15 protein-coding genes are annotated in these 14,041 nt (G+C 49.3%); 5 read left to right on the top strand and 10 right to left on the bottom strand.

Annotated elements, in window-relative coordinates; genetic code table 11:
• The first annotated feature begins 3 nt into the window (after positions 1-3).
• Both BLV66_RS05100 and fni read left to right on the top strand, forming a co-directional pair.
• Entirely contained in the window at positions 4-1,119 is a 1,116-nt protein-coding gene (locus tag BLV66_RS05100) for a phosphomevalonate kinase (RefSeq protein ID WP_086987511.1), read from the top strand.
• Entirely contained in the window at positions 1,116-2,189 is a 1,074-nt protein-coding gene (gene fni / locus BLV66_RS05105) for a type 2 isopentenyl-diphosphate Delta-isomerase (protein WP_086987510.1), read from the top strand. Before BLV66_RS05100 ends, fni begins: the two co-directional genes overlap by 4 nt.
• Positions 2,190-2,501: 312 nt before the next feature.
• Here fni and trpX read toward each other — a convergent pair whose 3' ends face one another.
• The 3 genes from trpX to BLV66_RS05120 all read right to left on the bottom strand — a co-directional run bounded on the left by trpX (position 2,502) and on the right by BLV66_RS05120 (position 4,934).
• On the bottom strand, positions 2,502-3,527 hold the full coding sequence (gene trpX / locus BLV66_RS05110; protein WP_176974147.1) for a tryptophan ABC transporter substrate-binding protein: 1,026 nt from the start codon (positions 3,525-3,527) through the stop codon (positions 2,502-2,504).
• Between the two features lie 386 nt (positions 3,528-3,913).
• Entirely contained in the window at positions 3,914-4,237 is a 324-nt protein-coding gene (locus tag BLV66_RS05115; RefSeq protein ID WP_086987508.1) for an AzlD domain-containing protein, read from the bottom strand.
• Positions 4,230-4,934, bottom strand: coding sequence for an AzlC family ABC transporter permease (locus tag BLV66_RS05120; RefSeq protein ID WP_086987507.1), 705 nt, complete (start codon positions 4,932-4,934; stop codon positions 4,230-4,232). The genes BLV66_RS05115 and BLV66_RS05120 overlap by 8 nt, the downstream gene beginning before the upstream one ends.
• Before the next feature lie 168 nt (positions 4,935-5,102).
• Between BLV66_RS05120 and BLV66_RS05125 the strand changes: the two genes are divergently transcribed.
• A complete protein-coding gene (locus BLV66_RS05125) occupies positions 5,103-5,807 on the top strand; it encodes an MgtC/SapB family protein (protein ID WP_086987506.1) in 705 nt (234 codons plus the stop codon).
• 55 nt (positions 5,808-5,862) lie between these two features.
• Here BLV66_RS05125 and BLV66_RS05130 read toward each other — a convergent pair whose 3' ends face one another.
• Together BLV66_RS05130 and rpiA are read right to left on the bottom strand one after the other, a co-directional pair.
• Positions 5,863-7,164 (bottom strand): pyrimidine-nucleoside phosphorylase, encoded by a 1,302-nt coding sequence (locus BLV66_RS05130; protein WP_086987505.1) that lies wholly within the window; start codon positions 7,162-7,164, stop codon positions 5,863-5,865.
• A 77-nt stretch (positions 7,165-7,241) separates the two neighbouring features.
• On the bottom strand, positions 7,242-7,919 hold the full coding sequence (gene rpiA / locus BLV66_RS05135) for a ribose-5-phosphate isomerase RpiA (protein WP_086987504.1): 678 nt from the start codon (positions 7,917-7,919) through the stop codon (positions 7,242-7,244).
• A 290-nt stretch (positions 7,920-8,209) separates the two neighbouring features.
• On the opposite strand from rpiA, the gene BLV66_RS05140 reads away from it, so the two are divergent.
• Both BLV66_RS05140 and sdaAA read left to right on the top strand, forming a co-directional pair.
• The gene (locus tag BLV66_RS05140; protein ID WP_086987503.1) at positions 8,210-8,890 is read left to right on the top strand and encodes a serine dehydratase beta chain; all 681 of its coding nucleotides are present in this window, start codon (positions 8,210-8,212) and stop codon (positions 8,888-8,890) included.
• 18 nt (positions 8,891-8,908) lie between these two features.
• A complete protein-coding gene (gene sdaAA, locus BLV66_RS05145) occupies positions 8,909-9,847 on the top strand; it encodes an L-serine ammonia-lyase, iron-sulfur-dependent, subunit alpha (RefSeq protein WP_086987502.1) in 939 nt (312 codons plus the stop codon).
• Between the two features lie 314 nt (positions 9,848-10,161).
• Here the strand turns inward: sdaAA and BLV66_RS05150 are convergent, their stop codons facing one another.
• The 5 genes from BLV66_RS05150 to BLV66_RS05170 all read right to left on the bottom strand — a co-directional run bounded on the left by BLV66_RS05150 (position 10,162) and on the right by BLV66_RS05170 (position 14,033).
• Positions 10,162-10,539 (bottom strand): Rid family detoxifying hydrolase, encoded by a 378-nt coding sequence (locus tag BLV66_RS05150; protein ID WP_086987501.1) that lies wholly within the window; start codon positions 10,537-10,539, stop codon positions 10,162-10,164.
• Positions 10,540-10,673: 134 nt separating this feature from the next.
• Positions 10,674-11,021 carry a cyclophilin-like fold protein gene (locus BLV66_RS05155; protein WP_086987500.1) on the bottom strand — a complete coding sequence of 116 codons (348 nt, stop codon included), beginning with the start codon at positions 11,019-11,021 and terminating at the stop codon, positions 10,674-10,676.
• Between the two features lie 281 nt (positions 11,022-11,302).
• Positions 11,303-12,373 carry an ABC transporter substrate-binding protein gene (locus tag BLV66_RS05160; RefSeq protein ID WP_086987499.1) on the bottom strand — a complete coding sequence of 357 codons (1,071 nt, stop codon included), beginning with the start codon at positions 12,371-12,373 and terminating at the stop codon, positions 11,303-11,305.
• Positions 12,370-13,221 carry an ABC transporter permease gene (locus BLV66_RS05165; protein ID WP_086987498.1) on the bottom strand — a complete coding sequence of 284 codons (852 nt, stop codon included), beginning with the start codon at positions 13,219-13,221 and terminating at the stop codon, positions 12,370-12,372. Before BLV66_RS05165 ends, BLV66_RS05160 begins: the two co-directional genes overlap by 4 nt.
• Positions 13,218-14,033, bottom strand: a complete 816-nt coding sequence (locus BLV66_RS05170; protein WP_086987497.1) for an ABC transporter permease — start codon at positions 14,031-14,033, stop codon at positions 13,218-13,220. Before BLV66_RS05170 ends, BLV66_RS05165 begins: the two co-directional genes overlap by 4 nt.
• Positions 14,034-14,041 lie beyond the last annotated feature (8 nt).

Below are 14,041 nucleotides of genomic sequence, written 5' to 3' on the forward strand. Positions count from 1 at the left end.
TTCATGACTGTAACAGAAGCAAGTGCTCCGGGTAAATTGTTCATTGCCGGAGAATATGCGGTAGTGACGCCTGGCCACCCATCGATTTTGGTCGCCTTGGATCAGTTCATTACGGTATCTTTGGAAGAAGCCGATACGACCGGGACAATCCGTTCGGCGCAGTATGGCGGCTTGCCGATACCTTGGACCCGCGAAGAGGATCAGTTAGTCATTGACCAGCGCGAAAATCCTTTCCTCTACATTACCGAGGCGGTCAAGGTGACGGAACGCTACATCAAAGAATCCGGTATTCCGTTGTCCTATTTCCATCTCTCCGTGAAGAGCGAGTTGGACAATGCCAGCGGGAAAAAATACGGGCTGGGATCGAGCGGCGCGGTGACGGTCGCGACGATCAAAGCATTGCTGAAATTTTATGCGATCGATCCGGATTTTGAGTTGGTCTACAAACTGGCCGCATTGGCGCATTTGTCCGTCAAAAGCAACGGTTCCTTCGGCGACATTGCCGCAAGCACCTACGGAGGTTGGATCGCTTATGCCTGTTTTGACAGGGAATGGGTAATGAACAAGGCAGCCGAGCTGACGCTCACCGAATTGTTGGAATCAGCTTGGCCGAAATTGATGATCCGACCATTGACACCCCCAGCCAATCTGCGGTTGGTTATCGGCTGGACCGGCTCGCCGGCTTCCACCACCCATCTTGTTGATCGCGTCAATGATGTCCGCGGCGGCATCGATGATTTTTACAAAACATTCCTGGAAGCCAGCAAAAAGTGCGTAAACGCTATGATCGCCGCTTTCGAACAAGGCGATCTGCGGGCGATTCAGGCAGGCATCCGGGAGAACCGCTTGCTTTTGAAGCAATTGACTGCGCACACCGGTGTCGTCATTGAGACACCCCCATTGACGCAATTATGCGATTTGGCCGAGAAGAATCTGGGCGCAGCAAAATCATCCGGTGCCGGAGGTGGAGACTGCGGCATCGTCATCATCGACAGACAATCGGGAATCATCCCCTTGATTTCGGAATGGGAAAAAGTCGGAATCATGAACTTGCCGCTGCATGTCTTTAGTTATGTTCGAAGTGCAGCAGCCATCGATTGGAAAGGAGCTTCCGAATGACGCTTGATTCAAACAGAAAAGACCAGCATGTCGATTTGGCGGAACAACAGTATGAGCCAAGTAATCAGTCCGATTTCGGGAAGATGCGCTTTATTCATCACTCTTTGCCCAATCTGAAAGTTGCGGATATTTCGCTGCAGACGGAGATGGCAGGGATGAACCTAGCTGCGCCCTTCTACATCAACGGCATGACCGGCGGCAGCGAGCGGACCAAACAGATCAATGCCGATTTGGCGACAGTCGCCAAAATGACCGGCTTAGCGATGGCTTCCGGTTCCGTCAGTGCGGCGTTGAAGGATCCCAGCGTGAGCGACAGCTTTTCGGTCATCCGCAAGGTGAACCCGAACGGACAGATATTCGCGAATATCGGTGCTCATCATTCGCTTGAGAATGCCAAACGCGCCGTGGATATCCTGGAAGCCGATGCTCTGCAGATCCACATCAACGCGCCGCAGGAAATGATCATGCCGGAAGGCGACCGCGATTTCACGATGTGGCTGCGTCAGATTGAGGAGATCACCGCGCATGTCGGCGTCCCCGTCATCGTGAAGGAAGTCGGCTTCGGCATGAGCCGGGAAACGATCGGACAATTGATTGCTGTCGGTGTCCGGACGATCGACATCTCCGGCAAAGGCGGCACGAACTTTGCGGCGATCGAAAACGCAAGACGAACGGCAATAGCCTACGATGACCTGGAAAACTGGGGCCAATCGACTTTGATCTCGCTGCTGGAAGCTGATGTTCACCGCGGCAAAGCGGAGTTCCTCGCATCCGGCGGCATTAAAACGCCGTTGGACATCGTCAAAGCGCTGAGCTTGGGCGCAAAAGCTGTCGGACTTTCCGGCCAATTCCTGCATATGGTCCTGAGTGATGGACCGGAGCAGACTGCCGAAACGATCGAAGCCTGGAAGCAACAGATCAAGACGGTGATGGCGATGTTGGGCAAAACATCGGTTGCCGATCTGGATCGAACAGATCTTATCTTCCAACGGGACATCCTCGACTGGTGCGACATGCGCGGGATCGACTACCGTCAGTACGCCAATCGTTCAGTACAAAGTCGAATATAATATAAACGCGCCAGCGAACGGTAGAATGATACCGGCCGCTGGCGCGTTTTTTTTGGGGGTGTGTGTTGCAGGTTTGGGGTTACAGATGAACAACCGACAAATTGGGCATGCGTCGGCTGTTCAGTGTGACACTTGATACGTTCAGTCAACACATTCGGTATGTGTCGGCTGTTCCCACCAACACGTGATCCGTTCAACCGACATATCGGGCTTTTGTTCCGCATCCGGTAACCTCAGCGACCTCCTAACTAGCGCCATGGCAAAAAAAAGAGGCCATCCGCAGTTGGATGAAGCCCCTCCCCTAAACAATTATTATTCAGCCAATTCCACAAACATCGCATCGGCTTTGACTTCTTCCGGAATCGTCAAGCCCAGTTCGTCCACTTTGGCTTGGTTGATGTATACGGAATTCTCTTTCACCAGTTGGACCGGATAAGTCGCCGGATCCGCGCCCTTCAGGATGTCGACCGCGATTTGGCCGATCTGCGTACCCATGCCGTATTGGCTAGGTGCAAATGTTGCTACGCCGCCATCTTTCACCATCGTATCAGCGGCCGGGAAAACCGGGATGCCGAACGCATCGGCAGCATCCACCAAGGTTGCCATTCCGCTTGCGATGACGTTATCGTTCGGCACATAGATTGCGTCCACTTCTTTGGCCAGACTTTCCGCCGCTTGGGCGATGTCGTTCGAAGTAGTGATCGTTCTCGTGACGACCTCGAAGCCTAAGTCCGCTGCCGCTTGCTCAGCGCGTTGGCCGGAGATGATCGCATTGTCTTCGGCAGTTGTGTACATGACACCGATTGTTGTGGCATCCGGCAGGAATTGCTTGATCAAAGCCATCTGCTCGTTGGACGGTGTCCGGTTCGACAGCCCCGTTGCATTGCTGCCAGGAGCTTCCAAGGATTCAACCAAGCCGGCGCCGACTGGATCTTGGACCGCTCCTAGGATCACCGGAATCTCATCTGAGGCATTTTTCAACGCTTGTGCGGCAGGCGTCGCAACACCGATCATGATGTCCGCGTCATGGCTGACGAAGCTTTCGGCGATCGATTTCATGTTCGCTTGGTCCCCCTGTGCATTCTGAAAATCGATGGTGGCATTTTCACCATCGACATAGCCCGCCGCCGCCAATTCATCCATGATCCCTTCCGTAATCTGATCCAAAGCCGGATGCGTCGTCAGATGCAGAATGCCGATGTAGACCTGCTCCTGTTCGCTTTCCGTCGTCGCTGCAGAAGAGTCACTTTCCGACCCTGTATTTCCGCAAGCGGCCAGTAACCCGATAACCAAAATCGAACTCATTCGGAACATGTTTTTCATCCCATTTTTCATCATCAAAACTCCTCCATTTTTTGAAATTTGATTTTTCGTACACATCCCAATCTGGATCGGCAATGCATTTTTGGGTACAAAAACACCGCAGAGACCCTAATAGTCTTTGCGGTGTTGGTTTCCTGAATAAGTAAAAGAAGGAAAAATCCGCATAGATGCTAATCCAGACTGAATCTGAGGTTGCATCTATGGACAGTCCTGTCACACGATCAACCTACACTATGCGGCTTTGCCAGCTTTTTCCGTTCATTGCTGTAACACGCGTGATCGTTTGCATTCGACTGCCTCCTTTTCCCTTGGGTATGCATTCATCATAATCAACATACAAAAGCATGTCAACAGAATAATGATAATACGATGGCTAAAACATTAAAAATAAGCGAGAGGAATCAAAGGGACCACACCATCAGACTGATGCCCACGATGCCGACGATGACGGAGAGAATCATATTTTTCGAATAATAAGCCACCATTGCAGTCACAAGCGACGGCAATAGTTTGGCGTTTTCCAATATGTTCAAGGAAACATTGCCTTCCCAGAAAAAGATATCTGAAGCGATCAATGCCGAAAAGATGGAAACCGGCAGGAAGCTCATCCATTTCTGGAACCAGATCGGAATCCGCGCGTTCTTCAAGGCAACAATCGGGAGCCATCTGGGCAGAAAAGTCACCAATCCCCCACCCAGAATGAGCCATAATGCTTTGTCATCCACGCAAAATCCCCTCCTTTTCGTCTTTCTTGTTCTGCAGATAGAGCCCGAATCCGGAAGCCAAGATCGAAGTCAGGACGATGGCGATATTATGATGCAGCAGATTCATCAGCGCGACCGCCGTGATGCCGGAAAATACCGCCGTCCAGAACACGATGCGGTTCTCGATTTGGGAAATGAGCAGGAAAATGAACATCGCAATGAGGATGTAGTTCATCACAACCGGCGACAGGTCGATGGTCTTACCGGCCATGGCGCCTATCCCGGTGCTCAAAATCCAAGTCGTGTAGGCCGTGACATTCGCAGCCATTGCTTTCGTTGGATTCCACATGCCATCGGTTTTGAAATACAGCGTGTTGACGGCGAACGATTCATCGGTGATCGTCTGCGCAAAGAATATGCTGAAAGCTGTGTTCTTCTCGCGGATCCTGTGGGCCAGACTGGAACTCATCAAGAGATGCCTCAGATTGATGAAAAAAATCATGATCACCATTTCCAGCAACCCTGCCCCGGCCACTGTCATCGACGCAATCATGAACTGCGAAGCTCCTCCGTAGATGATCAGGCTCATCAGCATGACCGCAAGCCAATGATAACCGGCTTGCTGCAACAGGACCCCACAGGCCAACCCCATCGGAATGTAGCCGAAGCAAACCGGATAGATGGCTTTCATTCCAGCTAGCCACTCTTTTTTCGACATATTGTCCCTCCTCTAATCAAAAAATAATGTTATGTTCCATTTTATCATAAGCCGGCTGAAGAAACGGCGTGATTCTGCATATTTTCAAAAAATCGTCATTTCCTTTTACAGAATACAGCCTATGCTTTAAAATAGAAGAAATGCTCAATTTTGAAAGGGGGGACTGCAGTGTACACAATCAGCACATTGGAAATAACGATGCGCTTGCTAGCGGCGGTTTTTGTCGGTGGCATCATCGGCTATGAACGCGAAGAGAATCGTCAAGCAGCGGGGCTGCGGACGAACATCATCGTTTCCGTTTCAGCTTGCCTCATCACTTTGATTCAGCTCGAAATCGCTTTTTACAGCCTGAACCTAGCTATAGCCAACCCGGATATCGCATCCAGCATCACAGTCGACTTTACCCGCATCATCGCCCAGATTGTCAGCGGCATCGGGTTCCTCGGCGCCGGCACAATCCTCATCACCAAACGGGATACGGTCACCGGCTTGACATCGGCTGCAACCATCTGGACAGTCGCCGGTCTCGGGATTGCCGTCGGGATGGGTTATTATTTCCTATCGTTCATCGGCTGCCTGATTCTTTATGTCGTTCTGCACATCATCAAAAAACTCAGGACTTCCATAGGTGGGTTGCATGTGGAAGTCCATTACCGACACCAGGATCTTAAAAAAGCGATCGAATTATTCCTTTCCGAAAACAACATCGAGACTTCGGACATGAAGTTTCTGATCGAGAATCCTGAGAGCGAGCAGCCAACCTATATCGTCATCTACGGGATCGGTTTACCGCATTACTACAAGAAAAAGGATTTAGTGAACGATCTGATGAATATGAGCAAGGACATCACAAACGTAACCTTCGACCAATAGGAAAAGCATCCGAGCCACACACGATTAATTGTGTGCGACTCGGATGCTTTTGTTTTCAGTCCGTGATGACGCTGTGGATCAGCGTGATTTCTTTTCGTTCTTCACCGATGGAATAGGCTTCCTGAATCAGCTTTTCGGCCTGACCGAAATCTGCTTTGTTGGCGAACATTCTGACGATTGCTTCGCCTTTCTGGACCGGATCGCCGACTTTCTTCAGGATCTTCAGTCCGGCTGCCAGATCAATCGTGCTTTCTTTCGTGGCGCGTCCAGCTCCAAGCAACATCGCGGCCACGCCGATATCATCCGCAACGATTTCCGTCACGTACCCGGACGCTTCTGCCAGAACTTCCTGTTGGCGCGAGGCTTGCGGCATCAATGAATAATCATCCACGACTGCCGGGTTACCGCCTTGGGAAGCAACGAAAACCTTGAATTTCTCCAAAGCTTTGCCGTTGCGGAGGTTTTCTGTCACCATTCCGCGTGCTTCCGCCAAATCAGCCGCTTTTCCGCCCAGATAGACCATCTGGCTTCCCAATTCGATGCAGAGCGCCTCCAGGTCTTTCGGCCCGTTGCCTTTCAACGTTTCGATCGCCACTTCAACTTCCAAGGCATTTCCGACAGCTACGCCCAAAGGTTGGCTCATGTCGGAAATGATCGCCATCGTTTTACGGCCGGCGAGATTGCCGATTTTGACCATCGCATGGGCAAGTGCTCGCGCATCTTCTTCCGTCTTCATGAACGCACCGGCGCCGATTTTTACATCGAGTACGATAGCATCCGCACCGGCTGCGATTTTTTTGCACATGATCGAACTTGCGATCAGCGGTAAAGAGTTCACGGTTCCGGTCACATCCCGCAGCGCATACAACTTCTTGTCCGCCGGGCAGAGATTGCCGGATTGTCCGATGACAGCGACTTTATTTTCATTCACGATGGCTGCAAAGGTCGTCTCGTCGATCTCCACATGGAAGCCGGGAATCGATTCCAGTTTATCCAGCGTGCCGCCTGTATGCCCCAATCCGCGTCCACTCATCTTCGCCACCGGCACCCCGCAACTGGCGACTAATGGAGCGAGCACCAGCGTCGTCGTGTCGCCAACGCCTCCGGTTGAATGTTTGTCGACTTTTATGCCCGCGATGGCAGAAAGATCGATCTGATCGCCGGACTCAGCCATTGCCAGCGTCAACTCCATCCGTTCCTCATCGGTCATATCCTGAAAAAAGACGGCCATCGCCCAGGCACTCATCTGGTAATCGGGAATAGACCCATCCGTGTAGCCGTCAATGATGAAACGGATCTCTTCTTTCGTCAATGCTTTGCCTTCTTGTTTCTTGATAATTAAATCTACCATTCTCATAGGCTTTTCCTCCATCTGAATCTGATTTTTTGAATATCAAGCTCCACGCAAAACGTTTTATGAACTATAGTTAAAGCTTATCTTTTCGCTTCGATCACTTTCACACCGTCCTTTGTACCGACTAAAACGGTATCCACACAATCAAGGAACAACCCATGCTCCACGACACCGGTCAGATGGATCAGGTATTCGGCGAGTGCCTTCGGATCCAAAATCTCACCCAGATGCAGATCGATGATGTTGTTCTTCTCATCAGTCAAATAATAGTCCCCGCTTGCTGTCTTGCGGAATTCCGGATTATAGCCTTTTTCTTTGAATTTATTGAACAGTTGGACCGATCCGTAGCAGACTACTTCCACCGGCAACGGGAAGGCACCCAGATGTTTCACCATTTTGCTTTCATCGACAATCCAGATGACTTTCTTGGAATTGTCAGCAACGATTTTTTCGAACAGCAAAGCGCCGCCGCCACCTTTGATCCCTTGGAAATCTTCACTGATTTCATCGGCTCCGTCCACTGTGATGTCGATGCAAGTCACCTCATCCACACTCTTTAACGGAATTCCTAATGACTCAGCCAATTCCTTCGTTTGGATTGAAGTCGTCACCCCAGTGATCTTCAATCCTTCCTCATTCACACGTCTCCCGATTTCCTTCACAAAATAATAGGCAGTCGAGCCTGTTCCCAGCCCCACTGTCATACCGTCTTTGATGTATTCTGCTGCTTTCAATCCAACCAGTTCTTTTAGTTCCATATTCTCACGCGTTCCTTTCAGGATGATGAAGTCATTATATCATATGAAAAGGAAGCGTTACTATGCTGGAATGCCGATAATGAGAGAGCTTTTTTGTTCCCACATGGAAATTTCATTTTATGGATGAATCAAACACAGCGTACACATCATACAGATCATTTACTTGCTCGATATTTTCTCGCATACCATTAGAATCTGCTAAAAAGCGTGTTGGTGTTCTGTCATTCCGATAGCCTTTTCGCTATAATGAGAGGCAAGCTTTCATGAACCAATAAGGAAAGGGGATCGGTATGAGCCATACATTCAGAAGCATTTTCGATATCATCGGTCCGGTGATGGTCGGCCCTTCCAGTTCGCATACTGCAGGCGCTCTGGCATTGGGGAAAGCAGCGGCACAGTTGTTCGAGGTCAAACCGAAAAAAGTCACAATCCATTACTACGAATCGTTTGCAGATACCCATCTCGGACACGGCACCGATTTTGCGATCCTTGGTGGAATACTCGGTTTTGCGGCCGACGATCCGATGATCCCGCAGTCCCTCAAAATGGCCGAATCCCAAAAGATAGCCGTAAAATTCATCGAAGAGATTGGCGACTCTCCCGTCGGCCATCCAAACACAGCCACCATGGTGTTAGAACGGGATAAGAAAAAAATATCCATCACGGGCAGTTCCATCGGGGGCGGTTCGATTGTTCTGAACCAAGTCGACATCGACAACTTCTCGATGCGATTGGATGCGCAACTGCCTATCTATTTCATCCATCAGAATACGCTCCAATACCATCTTTACAGCGAAGCGGAATGGCAGAATTTTTTTGCATTCAAAGGCTACCCGCTGAATGATATCCGCATTTTTAGGGAAAGTGATACCGAATGGGTCGTCCTCTATCTGGATACGGTCCCCACTAAAGAAATAATCTACGAAATCAACGAGATGCCTTTCATTGAAAAGGCGATACTGATCAGTTAGGAAAGAAGGAATACCGCTTTGTACAACAAGATTGCAGAACTGGTTACTGCCGCAGAGGAAAGCGGCAAGCCAATTTCCGAATTGTTGCTGCTGCAGGAAATGGCCAAGAGCCACCGGACGCGTACGGAAATTTGGGAACAGATGCGCAACAATTACCTCGTCATGAAAGCCGCAATCGAAAAAGGATTAGCTGGCGATGGCGTGTTTTCCCCCACTGGATTGACCGGCGGCGAAGCCGTGAAACTGCGGAACTATCGTCAACGCGGCCATACGCTTTCCGGCGACGACCTGCTGATTGCGGTGGAGAGCGCCATCGCAACGAACGAAGTCAACGCTTCGTTGGGCATCATCTGCGCGACACCTACTGCCGGCTCATCGGGAACTTTGCCCGGTGTGATGTTCGCGATCAAGGACAAACTGGGTCTGACAGAAGAGCAAATGGTCCAAATGCTGTTCTGCGCCAGCGGTTTCGGCATGGTGATCGCCAACAACGCGATGATCTCCGGTGCCGCCGGAGGATGCCAAGCCGAAGTCGGGAGCGCATCCGGAATGGCGGCCGCTGCGGCTGTCGAAATCGCAGGTGGCACACCGGAGCAGGCTTCAGAAGCGATGGCGATGGCGATCAGCAATCTGCTTGGCCTCGTCTGCGATCCGGTTGCCGGACTGGTCGAGATTCCCTGCGTCAAGCGCAATGCGATCGGTGCAGTCAATGCCCTGATCAGCGCAGATATGGCCTTGGCAGGGCTGACAAATAAAATCCCCGCCGACGATGTGATCGAAGCGATGCGCAAAGTCGGAAAAAACCTTCCCGCCTCCCTGCGCGAAACCGGCTTGGGCGGTTTGGCCGCCACCCGTGAAGGCGTCCGCCTGAAAATGATGATCTTCGGTCAGCAACTGGAAGTCAAGCCGGAATGGGTTGATGACCAGCCCCCGGTCAAATTGAATCCGTTCGAATAACGGTTTCAGGTTGTTGCTTTAAATGACTAAATAAACCGCAAATAAGATGCTGCCTAGTAAAGAGGCAGCATCTTATTTGTGGTTTGGTAGCGGGATTCCCCGCGAAATGGGTTTTGGCGGGGAATCTCGTATTGTCCGTTGACGTTTAACCCCACCAAATAGGTTTTGGCGGGGAATCTCATGTTGCCCTTGGACATTTTACCCCGCCAAATGGATTTTGACGGGGAATCTCCGAGCGTAAATTCAATTCCCAAACAAAAGAGGCCGTATCTAAGCCAGAAAATCCTATTCTGGTTCAAATACAGCCTCATTGTTTAGTCTTTTGCTGCGATGGCTTCTATTTCGATGACGGCATCTTTCGGTAAAGCGGCAACCTGCACCAAGGACCGGGCTGGTTTATGCTCGCCGAAGAATGCAGTGTACGCGCCGTTGATGGCGTCAAAATCATTGATGTCCTTTACGAACACGTTGACTTTCACGATTGATTCCAACGAACCGCCGCCCGCTTTGACGATCGTCAATACATTGTTTAAACTAGCTGTTGTCGCTGCTGCAGGGTCGGTTACAAGCTCTTTCGTTTCCATGTCGATCGGTAATTGTCCGGATGAAAAAATGAAGCCATTTTTTCTGGTTCCTTGCGAATAAGGACCGATTGCTGCGGGCGCTTTGTCTGAACTGATGAATTTAGTCAAGAGATTCCCTTCTTTCTTTTAATCTTATTTTAATGATAGCACAACCTTGCGTGGATTGTGAAGCGTAATTTCTTCGACAGACTTTTTGAGTATAAAGTGAATGCGGCTGCCAAACCAATACAATCCAACTGATTTCAATCAGAAACCTTGGTGACAGATATTTCTCCTGTCAATTCTTTGATATCTTCTCCCCCTGAAACAGCTGTTCCCAAATCATACAATCCCCGATAACGTCCAAAGCTGCCATAATACATAACGACATTTCCCCATGGTTCGAAATAGGCAAGTGTGCCCGCAGGACCTTCTGCACTTGGAGAGTTACTGGTATTAAGTTTTGTTGGCGGATAAAATATTTTTTCGTTGTTCCCATAAGTCTCCACCATTATTTTCAATGGAAGCTGATTATAGAGTGATTCTGCTGCAACACTATTATTTAGCATAAATACAACAGTATGCGTGTTATCTTGAACTTGTATCTGCATTTTATTTTATCCTCTCCTGTCTCTGTTACTTTACAACCTTACCTCTTAACCTTGAGATTAAGTCAATAGTTTTCTCCAACAAGGGGCTGCATCAAACTAGAAAATACCACTCTAGTTTTGATGCAGCCCCTTTCATTTGGATTTGAATTTATGCTCAGAAATAACCCGCCAAAAGCATTTTGGCGGGGAAAACCAGTTCAAATCACAGTCAGATAACCCGCCAAACCCATTTTGGCGGGTTATTCCGCCGCGAATTCACGTTATTTCCTATATTTAATATATCATTTCCTGAACATTTTAATTTCAAGAAATAAATCATTATACGTCCCCAGAGTTTTGGCTCCCAAGTTTTCGTATACTTCGAGTTTGTCCATGATTTCGTCGGACGGGTAGAATTGTTCATCGCTGGTAATATCGGGATCCATCAGCTCGATGGCGGTTTTGTTCGGTGTGGCGTAGCCGACGTATTCCGCATTGATGGCCGCATTCTCAGGTTCCAGCATGAAATTGATGAAAGCATAAGCCCCTTCGATATTCCTGGCGGTCTTCGGGATGACGATATTGTCGAACCAAAGATTAGAGCCCTCCTCAGGGATCACATAATGAAGATTTTCGTTTTCCCAGAGCATCTCGCTGGCTTCACCTGAGAAAGTCACGGCGATGGCCGCTTCTTCCTGGATCATGTACATCTTTATTTCATCGGCAACAATCGCTTTGACATTCGGCGTGATGTCCTTCAGTTTCTCCGCGATCTCATTTAAGATCATCGGGTCCGTTTCGTTTAGCGAGTAACCCTCACTTTGGAGGCCCAACCCCATCACTTCACGCGCCCCGTCGATCAGAAGCAGACTGTTCGCATAGCGCGGATCCCACAAATCGGACCAGGAAGTAATCTCTTCCGTCACCATTTTGTCGTTATAGATGATGCCCAAAGTTCCCCAGAAATAAGGGATAGAGTATTTATTGCCTTCGTCGAACGGCAAATCCAGGAAGCGCGGATCGATATTCTCCAGACCTTCAATCTTCGAATGGTCCAGTTCGATCAGTAAGCCTTCTTCAGCCATTTTGTCTATCATGTACTCCGAAGGGATGCTCAGATCATAGGCCGTCCCGCCCTGTTTTACTTTAGTGTACATCGCCTCGTTCGAATCAAACGTTTCATAAGAAACTTTATATCCGGACTCCTCTTCGAATTTTGTGATCAACTCCGGTTCTATATAGTCGCCCCAGTTGTAGATCGTCAGCGTATTCCTGTCCGAAAAACCTTGCGCTCTGTTCAATGCGTTTATCCCGAAAGCGATAGCCGCACAAGCAAGTAGCACGGCAACTGCCATTCCCATTAATTTTTTCATCCGTTCTTCACCGCCCTATCCGAACCCGCGCGTTTTCCGATCGCCTTCATTTGCTGCGCACGTTTATTGTGCCCGTATTGTTGAATGAAATAGTAGCCCAAGACCAAAAGCAGCGTGAACAGGAACATCAGCGCACTGAGCGCATTGATTTCCAGGCTGACACCACGGCGGGCCCGCGAATAAATTTCCACCGCCAAAGTGGTGAAGCCATTCCCCGTCACGAAAAAGGTCACCGCAAAATCATCCAAGGAATAGGTAAAGGCCATGAAGAAACCGCTCAGGATTCCCGGAGTGATGCTCGGAATCAGGATTCTGCTGAACACTTGACCACTGTTGGCACCCAAGTCTTGGGCCGCACTGATCATCGAATCGTTCATTTCATAAAGCTTCGGCAGCACCATCAACACCACGATTGGAATTGAAAAAGCGATGTGCGAAAGCAGCACCGAGGAGAAGCCCAACGAAAAGCCCAGCATCGTGAAAAGGATCAAAAGGCTTGCCCCGATGATGACGTCAGGGGAAACCATCAGTACGTTGTTCAGACTCAAGAGTGTATTCTTGGTTCTGCGTTTTTTTGTGTAATAAATATAGATTGCGCCCATTGTGCCGATTGTAGTTGCGATGAGGGCAGAAAGCAAAGCCACCAAAAATGTGTTCATTACGATTCCAATCAAGCGCGTGTCTTCAAAAACGGCTTGGTAATGCTCCCACGTGAAGCCAGTAAAGGCATTCATGGTCCCGCCGGCATTGAACGAATACAAAATCAGATAAAAGATCGGCAGGTACATAAAGGCGAAAACAAGCGCAAGGAACGCATTGTTCCATTTTGTATTGGTTGTTGCCTTCATTTGATTCCCCTGCCTTTCTTTTTTTTGTCACTGGTCAGGGACATGATGGCAATCATACTGATAATCAGGATTACGCCGATTGTGGAGCCCATCCCCCAGTTCTGGGTGACGAGAAAATGCTGTTCCACAGCTGTGCCCAAAGTGATGACCCGGTTTCCGCCGATTAGACGCGTCAGCATGAAAAGCGACAACGACGGGATGAAGACTGCCTGAAAGCCGCTGCGTACGCCGCTCAGCGTCAAAGGAAAAATTACCCGCGTCAAAGTCTGCATCCTAGTCGCACCCAAGTCTTCGCTGGCTACAATAAGGGACGGCTTCAGTTCTTCGATCGAATTAAAGATCGGCAAGATCATGAAAGGCAGCTCGATGTAAGCCGCTACGAAAATGAAACTGAAGTCCGTGAAAAGGATCTGTTGGGGACTTATGCCCATGAAGCCAAGGAATTGATTTACCGTTCCGCTCTGACTGAACAAACCGATGAAAGCATAAGCTTTCAGCAAAAGATTGATCCATGTCGGCAGAATGATCAAGGACAGCCAAAGTTGCTTGTGTTTCGTCCGACTCAGGAACAGTGCCGTCGGATAACTGATCAGGAACGTTACGAGGGTGATGATGAACGCATAAAGGAACGAATTCAACGTCATCCGCAGATAATTGCCGGAAGTGAAATAAGTAGCGTAGTTGGCAAAAGTGAAGGCCCCAGTGATGTCAAAGAACGATTGGTACAGAATCAATAGCATCGGCGAAATGACAAACAGCCCCAGCCAAAGCACGTAAGGAACCGAATAGAATGCTCTAGAATTTTTCGTCATATCTCTTC

This window comes from Trichococcus collinsii (assembly GCF_900107505.1).
Lineage (GTDB): Bacteria > Bacillota > Bacilli > Lactobacillales > Aerococcaceae > Trichococcus > Trichococcus collinsii.